Origin of the sequence: Pseudomonas sp. KBN12P06040, assembly GCF_037574965.1 — a bacterium.
Lineage (GTDB): Bacteria > Pseudomonadota > Gammaproteobacteria > Pseudomonadales > Pseudomonadaceae > Pseudomonas > Pseudomonas aeruginosa.
Genome location: NZ_JBBELS010000001.1, coordinates 2,277,973 through 2,293,124, shown reverse-complemented (window position 1 = coordinate 2,293,124; position 15,152 = coordinate 2,277,973). Strand labels below are relative to the sequence as shown.

General features: G+C 67.4%; 13 protein-coding genes and 2 riboswitches. Of the genes, 6 read left to right on the top strand and 7 right to left on the bottom strand.

Annotated features, from left to right (window positions below; translation table 11 throughout):
* Positions 1–21: 21 nt before the first annotated feature.
* Together cobN and cobW are read right to left on the bottom strand one after the other, a co-directional pair.
* On the bottom strand, positions 22–3,768 hold the full coding sequence (gene cobN, locus VQ067_RS10825) for a cobaltochelatase subunit CobN (RefSeq protein WP_033990812.1): 3,747 nt from the start codon (positions 3,766–3,768) through the stop codon (positions 22–24).
* A gap of 75 nt (positions 3,769–3,843) precedes the next feature.
* The gene (gene cobW / locus VQ067_RS10820) at positions 3,844–4,896 is read right to left on the bottom strand and encodes a cobalamin biosynthesis protein CobW (RefSeq protein WP_009313839.1); all 1,053 of its coding nucleotides are present in this window, start codon (positions 4,894–4,896) and stop codon (positions 3,844–3,846) included.
* Positions 4,897–5,017: 121 nt separating this feature from the next.
* A riboswitch (cobalamin riboswitch) is annotated at positions 5,018–5,208 on the bottom strand.
* Positions 5,209–5,266: 58 nt separating this feature from the next.
* Positions 5,267–5,416: riboswitch (cobalamin riboswitch) on the top strand.
* A 102-nt stretch (positions 5,417–5,518) separates the two neighbouring features.
* Between cobW and VQ067_RS10815 the strand changes: the two genes are divergently transcribed.
* From VQ067_RS10815 to VQ067_RS10795, 5 genes are all read left to right on the top strand, one after another.
* Positions 5,519–5,701 carry a CbtB domain-containing protein gene (locus VQ067_RS10815; protein WP_003091059.1) on the top strand — a complete coding sequence of 61 codons (183 nt, stop codon included), beginning with the start codon at positions 5,519–5,521 and terminating at the stop codon, positions 5,699–5,701.
* A 17-nt stretch (positions 5,702–5,718) separates the two neighbouring features.
* Entirely contained in the window at positions 5,719–6,420 is a 702-nt protein-coding gene (locus tag VQ067_RS10810) for a CbtA family protein (protein ID WP_009313838.1), read from the top strand.
* Positions 6,421–6,492: 72 nt separating this feature from the next.
* Positions 6,493–6,921 carry a cobalamin biosynthesis protein gene (locus VQ067_RS10805; RefSeq protein WP_003110203.1) on the top strand — a complete coding sequence of 143 codons (429 nt, stop codon included), beginning with the start codon at positions 6,493–6,495 and terminating at the stop codon, positions 6,919–6,921.
* Positions 6,918–7,670 carry a precorrin-4 C(11)-methyltransferase gene (gene cobM, locus VQ067_RS10800; RefSeq protein WP_003102926.1) on the top strand — a complete coding sequence of 251 codons (753 nt, stop codon included), beginning with the start codon at positions 6,918–6,920 and terminating at the stop codon, positions 7,668–7,670. Before VQ067_RS10805 ends, cobM begins: the two co-directional genes overlap by 4 nt.
* A 128-nt stretch (positions 7,671–7,798) precedes the next feature.
* Positions 7,799–8,746 carry an alpha/beta fold hydrolase gene (locus tag VQ067_RS10795; RefSeq protein WP_003091085.1) on the top strand — a complete coding sequence of 316 codons (948 nt, stop codon included), beginning with the start codon at positions 7,799–7,801 and terminating at the stop codon, positions 8,744–8,746.
* Positions 8,747–8,818: 72 nt separating this feature from the next.
* Here VQ067_RS10795 and fabV read toward each other — a convergent pair whose 3' ends face one another.
* The 3 genes from fabV to VQ067_RS10780 all read right to left on the bottom strand — a co-directional run bounded on the left by fabV (position 8,819) and on the right by VQ067_RS10780 (position 11,878).
* Positions 8,819–10,015: an enoyl-ACP reductase FabV gene (fabV, locus tag VQ067_RS10790; RefSeq protein ID WP_003102929.1), complete on the bottom strand. Its 1,197-nt coding sequence runs from the start codon at positions 10,013–10,015 to the stop codon at positions 8,819–8,821.
* 184 nt (positions 10,016–10,199) lie between these two features.
* On the bottom strand, positions 10,200–11,129 hold the full coding sequence (locus VQ067_RS10785; RefSeq protein ID WP_003091099.1) for an electron transfer flavoprotein subunit alpha/FixB family protein: 930 nt from the start codon (positions 11,127–11,129) through the stop codon (positions 10,200–10,202).
* A complete protein-coding gene (locus VQ067_RS10780) occupies positions 11,129–11,878 on the bottom strand; it encodes an electron transfer flavoprotein subunit beta/FixA family protein (protein ID WP_003091107.1) in 750 nt (249 codons plus the stop codon). Before VQ067_RS10780 ends, VQ067_RS10785 begins: the two co-directional genes overlap by 1 nt.
* Positions 11,879–12,198: 320 nt before the next feature.
* On the opposite strand from VQ067_RS10780, the gene VQ067_RS10775 reads away from it, so the two are divergent.
* Positions 12,199–13,854, top strand: coding sequence for an electron transfer flavoprotein-ubiquinone oxidoreductase (locus VQ067_RS10775; protein WP_003091109.1), 1,656 nt, complete (start codon positions 12,199–12,201; stop codon positions 13,852–13,854).
* Positions 13,855–13,903: 49 nt separating this feature from the next.
* On the opposite strand, the gene VQ067_RS10770 is transcribed toward VQ067_RS10775, so the two are convergent.
* Entirely contained in the window at positions 13,904–14,473 is a 570-nt protein-coding gene (locus VQ067_RS10770; protein ID WP_009313837.1) for a DUF1285 domain-containing protein, read from the bottom strand.
* Positions 14,466–15,098, bottom strand: coding sequence for a DUF4823 domain-containing protein (locus VQ067_RS10765; protein WP_003091112.1), 633 nt, complete (start codon positions 15,096–15,098; stop codon positions 14,466–14,468). Before VQ067_RS10765 ends, VQ067_RS10770 begins: the two co-directional genes overlap by 8 nt.
* Positions 15,099–15,152: the final 54 nt, after the last annotated feature.

Genomic DNA, 15,152 nt, shown 5'->3' with positions numbered 1-15,152 from the left:
GCGAGCGGCCATGCCGCTCCGCTATTCCTCTTCGACGTCCAGCAGCAGGTTCTCCAAGGCCTCGCGATAGGCCCCCGGCTCCTGCCAGAGCCCGCGCCGCTGCGCCTCCACCAGGCGCTCGGCCATGTCGCGCAAGGCTTGCGGATTGTGCTGGCGGACGAACTCGCGGGTCTCCGCGTCGAGCAGGTAGGCGTCGGCCAGCAGCGCGTACTGGTGGTCGTCGATCAGCTCGCTGGTGGCATCGAAGGCGCACAGGTAGTCCACCGTCGCCGCCAGTTCGAAGGCGCCCTTGTAGCCGTGGCGCTTCATCCCGGCGATCCACTTCGGATTCACCGCCCGCGCCCGCACCACCCGGTTGAGTTCTTCCTTGAGCGTGCGGATGCGCGGGTTGTCCGGCTGGCTGTGGTCGCCGTGGTAACTGGCCACCGGCGCGCCGCGCAGGGTTTCCACCGCGGCCAGCATGCCGCCCTGGAACTGGTAGTAGTCGTTGGAATCAAGCAGGTCGTGCTCGCGGTTGTCCTGGTTGTGCAGCACCGCCTGCAGGCGTTCCAGGCGCTGGGCGAAGCGTTCCCGCGCCGGCGTGCCGTCGTCGGCGGCACCGTAGGCGTAGCCGCCCCAGTTCAGGTAGACCTCGGCAAGGTCGGCGCGGGTCTCCCACAGCCGCTCTTCGATTGCGCCCTGCACGCCGGCGCCGTAGGCACCCGGCTTGGCGCCGAAGATCCGCCAGCCGGCCTGCCGGCGCGCCTCCGCCGGCGCCGTGCCCTGCGCCTCGAGGCGCTGGCGTTCCAGGCGTACGCGAGCGGCCAGCGGGTTCAGCTCCTCCGCCTCGTCCAGCTCGGCGACCGCCTGCACCGCCGCATCGAACAGGCGGATCAGGTTGGCGAAGGCGTCGCGGAAGAACCCGGAGACCCGCAGCGTCACGTCGACCCGCGGGCGGTCCAGCAGGGAGACCGGGAGGATCTCGAAATCGGCGACGCGCTGGCTGCCGGCCTGCCAGACCGGTCGCACGCCGAGCAGGGCCAGGGCCTGGGCGATGTCGTCGCCGCCGGTGCGCATGGTCGCCGTGCCCCACACCGAGAGGCCGAGCTGGCGCAGGTGATCGCCATGTTCCTGCAGGTGACGCTCGAGCAGCAGGTTGGCCGACTGGAAGCCGATGCGCCAGGCGGTCGGGGTCGGCAGGTTGCGCACGTCCACCGAGAAGAAGTTGCGTCCGGTGGGCAGCACGTCGAGTCGCCCGCGACTCGGCGCGCCGCTCGGACCGGCCGGTACGAAGCGCCCTTCGAGGGCTGCCAGCAGCCCGTCGATCTCGGCCGCGCCACAGGCGTCCAGGGTCGGTGCCACCTGTTCGCACAAGCCGCGCAACACCTCGCCGCTGGCACGCCAGGTGGCAGGCGGCGATTCGCCGCCCAGGCAGCGTTCTATCCAGTGCAACGCCAGCAATTCCAGGCGTTCGCGGGTATCCCCGAGAGTACGCCAGGGCTCCCCGCCCCGCTCTTCCAGGCAGGCCGGCCGCGCGCCCTGCCAGGCCTCGCCCATGTCGCAGGCCAGCGGATCGAAGCCCAGGCCAAGGTCGTCCGCCAGGCTCTTCAGCAACCCGGCGTTGGCGCCCTTGCCATCGCCGCGCGGAACCCGCAGCAGCGCCAGCAGGGTATCCAGGCGCAATCGCCCGCTCGGCGATTCGCCGAACACATGCAGGCCGTCGCGGATCTGCGACTCCTTCAGGTCGCAGAGATAGGCGTCCAGCTGCGGCAGCCAGCTGTCCGGATCGTCGCTGAGCTGCAAGCCGATCTCGCGGTCGAGACGGTTGTCGCGCAGGAGGACGAGAATCTCGCCGCGCAACTGTTCGGCGCGGCGCGGGTCGAGCAGCGAGGCGTCGTAGAACTCGTCGGCCAGGCGCTCCAGGTCGCGCAACGGGCCGTAGCTCTCGGCGCGGGTCAGCGGCGGCATCAGGTGGTCGATGATCACCGCCTGGGTGCGGCGCTTGGCCTGGGCGCCCTCCCCCGGGTCGTTGACGATGAACGGATAGATGTTCGGCAGCGGACCGAGCAACGCGTCCGGCCAGCATTCGGCGGACAGGCCGACTCCCTTGCCCGGCAGCCATTCCAGGTTGCCGTGCTTGCCGACGTGCAGCAGGGCATCGGCGCGGTAGGCGTGGCGCAGCCAGAAGTAGAACGCCAGGTAGCCGTGCGGCGGCACCAGGTCGGGATCGTGGTAGATCGCTGCCGGATCGAGCTGATAGCCGCGCGCCGGCTGGATGCCGACGAAGGTCAGGCCATAGCGCAGGCCGGCGACCATCATCCGTCCGTCGCGGAACATCGGGTCCTGTTGCGGCTCGCCCCAGCGCGCCAGCACCGCCTGGCGATTGCGCTCCGGCAGGCGTGCGAAGCAGGCCAGGTAGTCGTCCAGCGCCAGGCTCTGGGCGCAGGGCCGTAGGTCGAGATGCTCCAGGTCGTTGCTGACGCCGCCGAGCAACTGGCGGATCAGCTCGGTTCCGCTGGCGGGCAGTCCGTCGACCGGGTAGCCCTGCTGGCGCAGGGCACGAAGGATGTTCAGCGCCGCGGCCGGGGTGTCCAGGCCGACGCCGTTGCCGATCCGGCCATCGCGGGTCGGGTAGTTGGCCAGCACCAGCGCCACCCGTTTTTCCGCGTTTGGCTTGCGCGCCAGCTCGGCCCAGCGCCGCGCCAGTTCGGCGACGAAACCCATGCGCTCGTCGTCGGCGAGGTAGCAGACCACGTCGCTCTCGCTGCGTTCGCTGCGCCAGGCCAGGCCCTTGAAACTGATCGGCCGGGTGACGATACGTCCGTCCAGCTCCGGCAGCGCCACGTGCATGGCCAGGTCGCGCGGCCCCAGGCCTTGCGGGTTGTCCAGCCAGAGCGGGCGGTTGTCCAGCGAGCAGATCGCCTGCAACACCGGCACGTCGCGACGGAACGGACGCAACTCGGGCGCCTCCGGATTGGACTGGGCGAAACCGGTGGTATTGACGATCAGCGCGGCGTCGCTGCGCTCCAGCCAGTCTTCCACCTGCGCCAGGCAGGTGCTTTCCTTGAGGCTGGCCAGCGCGATCGGCAACGGGTTGAGCCCCTGCGCCGCGAGGCGTTCGCAGAAGCGTGCGATGAAGGCGGTGTTGGCTGCCTGCAGGTGGGTGCGATAGAACAGCAACGCGACCACCGGACGCCCGGCCTGCCAGTCGGCACGCCAGTGTTCCAGGGTCGCCTCGGCATGCCGTGGATGGAACAGCGCCACCCGCGGCAGCGCCTGCGGTTCGCGCCAGGCGTAGTCGCGGCCGAGGCACTGGCTGGCCAGGCAGCGGTAGAACTGCCCGGCGTTCTCCAGGCCACCCTGGCGCAAGTATTGCCAGAAGCGCTCGGCCTGCTCCGCCGGCAGGTTGCCGAGGGCGCTCAGCTCCGGGTCGGGGCGGTCGTCGCCGGGCACCGGGATCAGCAGCGCGCCGCGCTCGGCCAGCGCCACCAGTTGCTCCACGCCGTAGCGCCAGTAGCCGATGCCGCCGTGCAGCGAAAGCAGGATCACCCGTGCGTGCCGCAGCACTTCCTCGACGTAGAGGTCCACCGAGGCGTGGTTCTGCAACTGCATGGGGTTGGCCAGGCGCAGGCTCGGGTAGTCGTCCGGCAGCGCACGGGCGGCCTCGGCCAGCAATGCCAGGTGCGAATCGCCGCTGCAGAGGATCACCAGCTCGGCGGGAGTCTGGGCCAGGTGGGCGATGCCGTCGTCGGGAACGAAGCCGCCAGGTTGGGTGCGCAACAGGTGCATGGACGTTCTACCGGTAGGACGCAAGAAGCTGGGGCCGGCGAATCGCCATCGCCGGCCCCGGCCGGGGATCACGGATCAGGCAAGCGCTGTGCGCAGCTGGTTGGCGATGGCGGCCTGGTCCAGCTCCTGGCCGATCACCACCAGCCGGGTACTGCGGGCTTCGTCGGCCAGCCACTTGCGGTCGAAATGCCTGTCGAAGCGCTTGCCGACGCCCTGCACCAACAGGCGCATGGGCTTGCCCGGAATGGCGGCGAACCCCTTGATGCGAAGTATGTCGTGACGCTCCACCAGTTCGCCGAGGGCCTCGAGCAGCGCAGACTCCTCCACCTCGGGGAGATCGACGTGGAAGGAGTCGAACTCGTCGTGGTCGTGGTCCTCGTGGCCTTCGTGGTCGTGGTGGGTCGGCCGGCCGTCGATGTGCAGCTCGGCCTCGGCGTTGAGGCCCAGCAAGACCGGGAGCGGCAGCTCGCCCCGGCTCGCCTCGACGATCTTCACCGCCGCCGGCAGCTCCCCGGCGATCTCCGCGCGGACCCGCGCCAGGGCCTCGGCGTCGAGCTGGTCGGCCTTGTTCAGGATCACCAGGTCGGCGCTGGCCAACTGGTCCTCGAACAGTTCGTGCAGCGGCGATTCATGGTCGAGGTTGGGGTCCTGGCGGCGTTGCTGGTCCACCTGCTCGGGATGGGCGGCGAAGGTGCCGGCCGCCACCGCCGGGCTGTCGACCACGGTGATCACCGCGTCGACCGTGCAGGCGTTGCGGATTTCCGGCCACTGGAAAGCCTGCACCAGCGGCTTGGGCAGGGCCAGGCCGCTGGTCTCGATGAGGATCTGGTCAAGGTCGCCGCGGCGCGCCACCAGCTCGCGCATCACCGGGAAGAACTCTTCCTGCACGGTGCAGCACAGGCAACCGTTGGCCAGCTCGAAAACGCGGCCCTGCGCCTCTTCTTCGCTGCAACCGATGGAACATTGCTTGAGGATCTCGCCGTCGATGCCGAGTTCGCCGAACTCGTTGACGATCACCGCGATGCGCCGGCCTTCGGCGTTGTCCAGCATGTGCCGGAGCAAGGTGGTCTTGCCGGCGCCGAGGAAGCCGGTGACGATGGTGACGGGGAGTTTCGCCAGGGTTTTCATGGGCAGCCCTTGTTCAGCTCGGCGGGCATGCGGACGAGTGGCGCGGACGCAGGGGCCGCGCAACGGATTCGCCACCGGATCACCCCGCCCGGTTGTATGGAAGTCTTGTCCCCGGGCATCGCGCCACGGGATCGACGAGGCAGGTCTCCTGGCTCACGGTCTGGCGTCTCCGCCGGTTCCCCGCCTTCCCGCGTCACGCAGTGGCATTGGGGAACGATCGCCGTTCACAGTTGCGGGGGCAGCCGCGGCATCGACCGCGTTCCCTCTTAGCCCCGCCGTCGCCGGCGAGGAACCTCGAACCGGCAAGGCTACGCAGTGCGCGGGCCAGGGTCAATCGGGCCGGTTGACGCCCGGCGGTCCTTCATGCTGTCCTAGGCGGGTTGTCCCAGGTGTCTCGTGCCGGCGCGCACGAGGTGAAACGGGAAGCCGGTGACGCTCTCCGAGCCAGTCCGGCGCTGCCCCCGCAACGGTAAGCGCATCGCGCGCGAGCCCGGAGACCGGCCTGGAACCTTTCGTTTGATTCACCCGCGGTGGGCGGGCGCAAGCGTGAAGCGGGCCGTCCGGTCCCGTTCCTCGTGCGTACTCCTCTGCCACGCCCATGCCAATCCAGAGGGAACGCACCATGTCCAGCAGCACCCTGGCGCACGCCAGCTCCACCACCTCCCTGTCGAAGCGACTGAGCCTGGCCATCGGCGCCGGCCTGCTCGGCGCGCTGCTGGTCTATTTCGCCGGTTTCTCGCACATCGACGCGGTACACAACGCCGCCCACGATACCCGGCACAGCTCCGGCTTCCCCTGCCACTGAGTCGCGAGAGAACCAGAATGATCAAGCGCATCGCCCAGACCGCCGGCTTCGCCGGCCTGCTCGCCGCCCTGCTGCTGACCCTGCTGCAGATTCTCTGGGTCACCCCGCTGATCCTCGAGGCGGAGACCTACGAGAAGAGCGAGCCGGTCGCGACCCAGCCCCACGAACACGCCCCCGGCGTCGCCGCCCATGTCCACGACGAGGAGGCCTGGGAGCCGGAGGACGGCTGGCAGCGTACCCTCTCCACCACCGGCGGCAACCTGGTGGTGGCGGTCGGCTTCGCCCTGATGCTCGCCGGCCTCTTCACCCTGCGCGCGCCGGGCCAGACCTGGCAGGGCCTGCTCTGGGGCCTGGCCGGCTACGCGGTGTTCTGCCTTGCGCCGTCGCTGGGCCTGCCGCCGGAGCTGCCGGGTACCGCCGCGGCCGACCTGGTGCAACGCCAGTACTGGTGGATCGCCACCGCCGCCGCCACCGCGGTGGGCCTGGCCCTGCTGGTGTTCGGCGGCAACTGGCCGCTGAAGCTGGTCGGCGCCGTCCTGCTGGCGCTGCCGCACCTGTTCGGCGCGCCGCAGCCCGAGGTCCATGCCAGCCTGGCGCCGGAAGCCCTGGCCCAGCGTTTCGTGATCGCCTCGCTGGTCAGCAATGCGCTGTTCTGGGCCGCCCTCGGCCTGGCCGCTGCCTGGCTGTTCCGGCGCAACCGGGGCGGCGTCGACGCCTGACCTCCTGCCACCCGCGACCCTTGCCGGTCGCGGGTCCATAGTGCCTCTCCTTCCATCTCCTCCGGTGCGCGCATGCCCCTGCCCATCCCCAGCCTGCTGATCGCCGGCATCGGCTGCCGCCGAGGCTGTAGCGCCGAGCATCTACGCGCGCTGCTGGAGCGAACGCTGGGCGAACACGGGCGCAGCCTGGCCGACCTGGACGCCCTCGCCAGCATCGACGGCAAACGCGACGAACCCGGCCTGCGGCAACTGGCCACGCTGCTAGAACGCCCCGTGCATTTCCTGGCGCCCGCCGTCCTGCACGACTACGAGCCGCGCCTGCTCAGCCCCTCCGCCGTCGCGCTGCGCGAAACCGGCTGCTCCAGCGTCGCCGAGGCCGCCGCCCTGGCCCTGGCCGAACGCCTGGGTGGCAGTCGCGCCGATCTGCTCGGGGCGAAACGCAGCGATGATCGGGCGAGCATCGCCCTGGCACGTCTTCTCACCGAACGAGAACTCCCATGACCGTCTATTTCATCGGCGCCGGTCCCGGCGACCCCGACCTGATCACCGTCAAGGGGCAGCGCCTGATCCGCCAGTGCCCGGTGATCCTCTACGCCGGCTCGCTGGTTCCGCAAGCGCTGCTCGAGGGGCACCAGGCCGGCCAGGTGGTGAACACCGCCGAGCTGGACCTCGAACAGATCGTCGAGCTACTCGCGCAAGCCCATCGCCGCGGCCTCGACGTAGCCCGCGTGCATTCCGGCGATCCCTCCCTGTACGGCGCCATCGGCGAGCAGATTCGCCACCTGCGCGAACTCGGCATCCCCTATGAGATCGTCCCCGGAGTCACCGCCACCGCCGCCTGTGCCGCCCTGCTCGGCTGCGAGCTGACCCTGCCCGAAGTGTCCCAGACGCTGATCCTGACCCGCTACGCCGCACGCACGAAGATGCCGGAAGGCGAGAGCCTGGGCGACCTGGCGCGGCACCGGGCGACCCTGGCGATCCACCTGGGCGTCGCCCACCTGGCGAAGATCGTCGAGGAACTGCTGCCGCACTACGGCGCCGACTGCCCGGTCGCGGTGATCCACCGGGCCAGTTGGCCCGACCAGGAACAGGTTCGCGGCACCCTCGGCGACATCCTGCCCAAGGTCGCCGCCAGGAATTTCCGTCGCACCGCGCTGATCCTGGTCGGCGAGGTGCTGGCCGCCGAAGGCTTCGCCGACTCTTCGCTGTACCGCGCCGAGCATCGACATCTCTATCGACCCGGCGAATGAACCGCCGTCCTTAGGTTCGGCGCCGACCACCGGCAGCACGCCTAGACTCGTCGCAAGGCTTGCGACAGCGGGCCGGCACGGCTAGCGTTCAGCGCTGGCCCCTTTTTTCCTGAAGCCTTCGGACACCCATGAAACGATTCCTCCTCGGTCTGGTTCTGCTGCTGGCGGTCGCCGCCGGCGTCCTCTACTTCGTCCCGGCTACCCTCCTCGCCAGCGTACGCACCGTCGAGCGCGGCCTCGCCGGTCTCAGCGAGCACAGCGTGCAGGTCGACAACCTGGAGATCGCCTACCTGGAAGGCGGCTCGGAAAAGAACCCGACCCTGTTGCTGATCCACGGCTTCGGCGCCGACAAGGACAACTGGCTGCGCTTCGCCCGGCCGCTGACCGAGCGCTACCATGTGGTCGCCCTCGACCTGCCCGGCTTCGGCGACAGCAGCAAGCCGCAACAGGCCAGCTACGACGTCGGCACCCAGGCCGAGCGAGTCGCCAATTTCGCCGCCGCCATCGGCGTGCGCCGCCTGCACCTGGCCGGCAACTCCATGGGCGGGCACATCGCCGCGCTCTACGCGGCGCGCCATCCGGAACAGGTGCTATCGCTGGCGCTGATCGACAACGCCGGGGTAATGCCGGCGCGCAAGAGCGAACTGTTCGAGGACCTGGAGCGCGGCGAGAATCCCCTGGTGGTGCGCCAGCCGGAAGACTTCCAGAAGCTGCTCGACTTCGTGTTCGTCCAGCAACCGCCGCTGCCGGCGCCGCTCAAGCGCTACCTCGGCGAACGCGCGGTAGCCGCGTCGGCGTTCAACGCGCAGATATTCGAACAACTGCGCCAGCGCTACATCCCGCTGGAGCCGGAACTGCCGAAGATCGAGGCACCGACCCTGCTGCTATGGGGCGACCGCGACCGCGTGCTGGACGTCTCCAGCATCGAGGTGATGCGTCCGCTGCTGAAGCGGCCCAGCGTGGTGATCATGGAAAACTGCGGACACGTGCCGATGGTCGAACGCCCGGAGGAAACCGCGCAGCACTACCAGGCCTTCCTCGACGGCGTACGGAACGCCCAGGTGGCCGGTCGCTGAAAACGCGAACCGGCGCCTGGGCGCCGGTTCGGGGGAGCGGGAGCCGTCGCGAGGACGGCTCGGATACAGGCCTCAGGCCTGGATCAGGTTGGCGATCTGCACGTCCGGGTTGACGTCCTGCTCGTAGTCGACCCCAGCGACCTCGAAACCGAACAGGTTGAGGAACTCGCTCTTGTAGCCGGCGAAGTCGGTCAACTCGTAAAGGTTCTCGTTGGTTACCTTGTCCCACAGCTCCTCGACACGGGACTGCACTTCCGGCTGCAGTTCCTTGTAGTCGGCACGCAGGCGGCCTTCCTCGTCGAGGCGCGGCTCGGCGCCGTACAGGCTCTCCCGGTACAGGCCGTCGACCTGCTCGATGCAACCTTCGTGGGTGCCCTGCTCCTTCATCACCTTGAACAGCAGCGACAGGTACAGCGGCATCATCGGGATCGCCGAGCTGGCCTGGGTCACCACCGCCTTGAGCACCGACACGCGCGCATCGCCGCCCAGAGGGGCGAGCTTGTCGCGGATACCGAGGACCTTCTGGTCGAGATCCTTCTTGGCCGCGCCGATGGAACCGTTCCAGTAGATGTCGTGGGTGATCTTCTCGCCCAGGTAGGTGAACGCGGTGGTCTTCGCGCCGTCGGCCAGCACGTCGGCTTCCAGCAGCGCGTCGATCCACATCTGCCAGTCCTCGCCGCCCATCACCGCAACGGTATCGGCGACTTCCTGGTCGCTGGCCGCCTCCAGGACCACGTCCTTGATCACTTCCTTGTCGGTGTCCAGGCCACGGAAGCTGACCGACTTGCCGATCGGCTTGAGGGTCGAGGAGAACACTTCGCCGCTCTTCGGATGGGTACGGCGCGGCGCGGCCAGGCTGTAGACCACCAGGTCGACCTTGCCGAGATCGCGCTTGATGGTCTCGATGGTCAACCGCTTCACCTCGTCGGAGAAAGCGTCGCCATTGATGCTGCGGGCATACAGGCCTTTCTCGTGGGCGAACTTCTCGAAGGCCGCCGAGTTGTACCAGCCGGCGGTGCCCGGCTTGCTCTCGCTGCCCGGACGCTCGAAGAACACCCCGAGGGTATCGGCGCCGGAACCGAACGCGGCGGTGATGCGGGCAGCCAGGCCATAGCCGGTGGAGGAACCGATGACCAGGACCTTCTTCGGTCCGTTGACGACGGGGCCCTTGGCCTCGACGTAGTCGATCTGTTGCTTGACGTTGGCCTCGCAGCCTGCCGGATGGGTAGTGACGCAGATGAAGCCACGCACGCGCGGTTTGATGATCATGAAAACCTCGGTTGCTAGATGCCGGAAAAGCACATTCAGGAGCTAGAGACGTCGCGCATTGTAAATGAGACACCTCCGCTTGGGCGGACCGAAGGCAGGAATCGTGACCAAAGGGTCACGCGTCGCAGCCCGGACATAAAAAAACCCGCTCCGGGGAGCGGGTCTTGTCGGCTTGGAATCGGGCTCAGACGGCCTTTTCCAGCTCCGGTACGGCGTCGAACAGGTCGGCGACCAGGCCGTAGTCGGCGACCTGGAAGATCGGCGCCTCTTCGTCCTTGTTGATCGCGACGATCACCTTCGAGTCCTTCATGCCCGCCAGGTGCTGGATGGCACCGGAGATACCTACCGCGATGTACAGCTGCGGGGCGACGATCTTGCCGGTCTGGCCGACCTGCATGTCGTTCGGCACGAAACCGGCGTCGACCGCGGCGCGGGAAGCGCCGACTGCGGCACCCAGCTTGTCGGCCAGGGCGTAGAGGATCTTGAAGTTGTCGCCGTTCTGCATGCCGCGGCCGCCGGAGACCACGATCTTGGCAGCGGTCAGTTCCGGACGGTCGGACTTGGCCAGCTCTTCGCCGACGAAGGCGGACTTGCCGGCATCGGCCGGGCCGGAAACCTGCTCGACGGCAGCCGAACCGCCTTCGGCGGCGACGGCGTCGAAGCCGGTGGTACGCACGGTGATCACCTTGACCGCAGCCGAGGACTGCACGGTAGCGATGGCGTTACCGGCGTAGATCGGACGCTTGAAGGTGTCGGGGCTGACCACTTCGACGATCTCGGAGATCTGGTCGACGTCCAGCAGCGCGGCGACGCGCGGCAGGAAGTTCTTGCCGTTGGTGGTAGCCGGGGCCAGCACGTGGCTGTAGTTCTTGCCCAGCTCGGCGATCAGCGGTGCGACGTTTTCCGGCAGTTGATGGGCGTAGGCGGCGTTGTCGGCGACCAGCACCTTGGAGACGCCCTCGACCTTGGCGGCGGCTTCGGCCACGGCGGCAACGTTCTGTCCGGCGACCAGCACGTGGATGTCGCCGCCAATGGCCTTGGCAGCGGCAACGGTGTTCAGGGTGGCAGCCGCCAGGGCCGCGTTGTTGTGCTCAGCGATAACCAGGATAGCCATTAGATTACCTTCGCCTCGTTCTTCAGTTTCTCTACCAGTTCAGCCACGGACTTGACCTTGATGCCAGCGGAGCGTGCAGCCGGCGCCTCGACCTTCAGGGTCTTCACGGTGGAAGCGGTGGAAACGCCCAGGGCGTCCGGGGTCACCACGTCCAGCGGCTTCTTCTTGGCTTTCATGATGTTCGGCAGCGACGCGTAGCGCGGCTCGTTCAGGCGCAGGTCGGTGGTGACGATGGCCGGCAGGTTCAGCGCGACGGTCTGCAGACCGCCATCGATCTCGCGGGTCACGTTGACCTTGTCGCCAGCGACCTCGACCTTGGAGGCGAAGGTGCCCTGGGCGTAGCCGGTCAGCGCGGCGAGCATCTGGCCGGTCTGGTTGTTGTCGCTGTCGATGGCCTGCTTGCCGAGGATCACCAGCTGCGGCTGCTCCTTGTCGACCACGGCCTTGAGCAGCTTGGCCACGGCCAGGGAGTTCAGCTCGTCGTTGCTCTCCACCAGGATCGCACGGTCAGCGCCCAGCGCCAGCGCGGTGCGCAGTTGCTCCTGGGCGGCGGTCGGGCCGACGGAGACAGCGACGATCTCGGTAGCCACGCCTTTCTCTTTCAGGCGTACGGCTTCTTCCACGGCGATTTCGCAGAAGGGGTTCATGGACATCTTGACGTTGGCGAGGTCGACGCCGGAGTTGTCCGCCTTGACGCGGACCTTGACGTTGTAGTCGACCACTCGTTTGACTGCTACAAGAACCTTCATGGATTCCTCGTTATTCTCCGGTGAATAAGGATGTCGCCAGACAGGCCTGGCCGGTGATGCTCGCCGGCCGGAAACCGACACTCTGCTAGACAGCGACCGCAAAACCGCCCGTATCTTGACCGGATCACCCTTTTCGGTCAATACGGCAAAAGGGTGGTTTCCCCCCCTCGAATGCCGATTCTATCAGGCTTCCAAAGAATTCAAACAAACGTTTGTATTGGACCTGCCCATGCAGCTATATATAATGCGCCCGCTCTGATCAGGGAAAGATCTCAGCCACCAATAAACAGATACCGTGAGCCTTGAGTAGGAGATCGATAGTGGAACGCGAATACATGGAATTCGACGTCGTCATCGTCGGCGCCGGCCCCGCCGGTCTGTCCGCCGCATGCCGACTGAAGCAGAAGGCCGCCGAAGCCGGTCAAGAGATCAGCGTCTGCGTGGTCGAGAAGGGTTCCGAAGTGGGCGCCCACATCCTCTCCGGCGCGGTGTTCGAGCCGCGCGCGCTGAACGAGCTGTTCCCCGACTGGAAGGAACTCGGCGCGCCGCTCAATACTCCGGTGACCGGCGACGACATCTACGTCCTGAAGAGCGCCGAGAGCGCTACCAAGGTGCCCAACTTCTTCGTGCCCAAGACCATGCACAACGAGGGCAACTATATCATCTCCCTGGGCAACCTCTGCCGCTGGCTGGCCCAGCAGGCCGAAGGACTGGGCGTGGAGATCTATCCGGGCTTCGCCGCCCAGGAAGCGCTGATCGACGAGAACGGCGTGGTCCGCGGCATCGTCACCGGCGACCTCGGCGTCGACCGCGAAGGCAACCCGAAAGAAGGCTACTACACCCCCGGCATGGAGCTGCGGGCCAAGTACACCCTGTTCGCCGAAGGCTGCCGCGGGCACATCGGCAAGCAACTGATCAAGAAATACAACCTGGACAGCGAGGCCGATGCCCAGCACTACGGTATCGGCATCAAGGAAATCTGGGACATCGACCCGTCCAAGCACAAGCCCGGCCTGGTGGTCCATACCGCCGGCTGGCCGCTGAACGACGAAAATACCGGCGGCTCGTTCCTCTACCACCTGGAGAACAACCAGGTGTTCGTCGGCCTGATCATCGACCTGTCCTACAGCAACCCGCACCTGTCGCCGTTCGACGAGTTCCAGCGCTACAAGCACCACCCGGTGGTCAAGCAGTACCTGGAAGGCGGCAAGCGCGTGGCCTACGGCGCCCGGGCCATCTGCAAGGGCGGCCTGAATTCGCTGCCGAAGATGGTCTTCCCCGGCGGCGCGCTGATCGGTTGCGACCTCGGCACCCTGAACTTCGCCAAGATCAAGGGCAGCCACACCGCGATGAAGTCCGGCATGCTCGCCGCCGACGCGATCGCCGAGGCCCTGGCCGCCGGCCGCGAAGGCGGCGACGAGCTGTCCAACTACGTCGATGCGTTCAAGGCCAGCTGGTTGTACGACGAACTGTTCCGCAGCCGCAACTTCGGCGCGGCCATCCACAAGTTCGGCGCTATCGGCGGCGGCGCGTTCAACTTCATCGACCAGAACATCTTCGGCGGCAAGATCCCCGTCACCCTGCATGACGACAAGCCGGACTACGCCTGCCTGAAGAAGGCCAGCGAAGCGCCGAAGATCGACTACCCGAAGCCGGACGGCAAGCTCAGCTTCGACAAGCTGTCCTCGGTGTTCCTCTCCAATACCAACCACGAGGAAGACCAGCCGATCCACCTCAAGCTGGCCGACGCGAGCATTCCGATCGAGAAGAACCTGCCGCTCTACGACGAGCCGGCCCAGCGCTACTGCCCGGCAGGCGTGTACGAAGTGGTGGCCAACGACGACGGCAGCAAGCGCTTCCAGATCAACGCGCAGAACTGCGTGCACTGCAAGACCTGCGACATCAAGGACCCGGCGCAGAACATCACCTGGGTGGCGCCGGAAGGTACCGGCGGGCCGAACTACCCCAACATGTAAGGCAAACGAAAAAGGCTCCCTCGGGAGCCTTTTTTTCATGCTGCGCCTGTCAGTCCGGCTGCGGGCCGATGGGAAAGAACTCGCCGTGGCTCCAGACGCCGAGCCATTCGATGCCGTCGATCCGGCGCGGCACCGCCAGCTCGACCAGTTGGTAGAACACGTTGCGATGCACCAGCGCCTCGAGGTTGTCGCGCACCCGCAGGTAGGGCGTGGGTTCCTGGGTGCGGGGGTCGATCTCGACGCGCAGCGGATGCCCGGCGTCCGCCTCGACCTCGTCCTCGACGTTGGTGGCGAAGCGCAGTACCTGCGCCCCGCCCTCGCCCTGCACCTGCAGGGTCACCGCGACGAAGGGCGCATCGTCGACGCGGATACCGACCTTTTCCACCGGAGTCACCAGGAAATAGTCGTCGCCGTCGCGGCGAATGATGCTGGAGAACAGCTTCACCATCGGCTTGCGTCCGATCGGCGTGCCCAGGTAGAACCAGCTGCCGTCGCGGGCGATGCGCATGTCGATGTCGCCGCAGAACGGCGGATTCCACAGGTGCACGGGCGGCAGGCCCTTCTTTTCGCCCCTGGGGATCTGCGCCAGCAGGTCGTTGGCCTTGCCGGTATCACTCATAGCCTGTTCCTCGACTGTTCAGGCCCAGCAATTCCTGGGCGTATTGCTCCAGCGGCGGACGCAGCAGGTCTTCCGGGGTGGCGTCGTAGAACGTCAGGAAACCGCCGCGGCTGCGAATGGTCGCGCTGTCCACCAGGAAACGGGTGCTGGTCTCGATCAGCATGACCTGGATGACACTGCGATCGCGCCCGACCCGGCCGAGTTCCTCTTCGTCTTCCCACTCCTCCCAGTTGCCGATCCTGTTGTCGCCCCGGGCGAAACGGCAGTACAGCAGGTAGTGGGCGCCGGCGGCACGCGCCTCGCGCATCGCGTCGTCCAGGCCGAGCGGCGCCTTGGCGCGGCGCACCAGCGGGAAATACTCGACGAAACCTTCGAAGGCCTGCTCGGCCACCACGTTCGGCCGCGCGTACCGGTAGCCCGGCGGCACGAACGGGCCCTGGCCGATGTAGATGAAGGAGTCGGCCTGGATCCGCCGGTTGTTGCTGCGCTGGCTGGCGCTGTGATCGAGCACCCCGGCGTCGCGCAGGTAGTAGTCGGCGCCGTCGGCCAGGTCGCTGGGCTTCATGCAGGCGGACAGGCTGCCCAGGAGGAGCATCGCCAGGGCAATACGGAACAGGTGCAACATCGGTCATCTCCCCTGCCGGCGTCGGAAAACCGGCGAATGACGAGCCGATGCAGC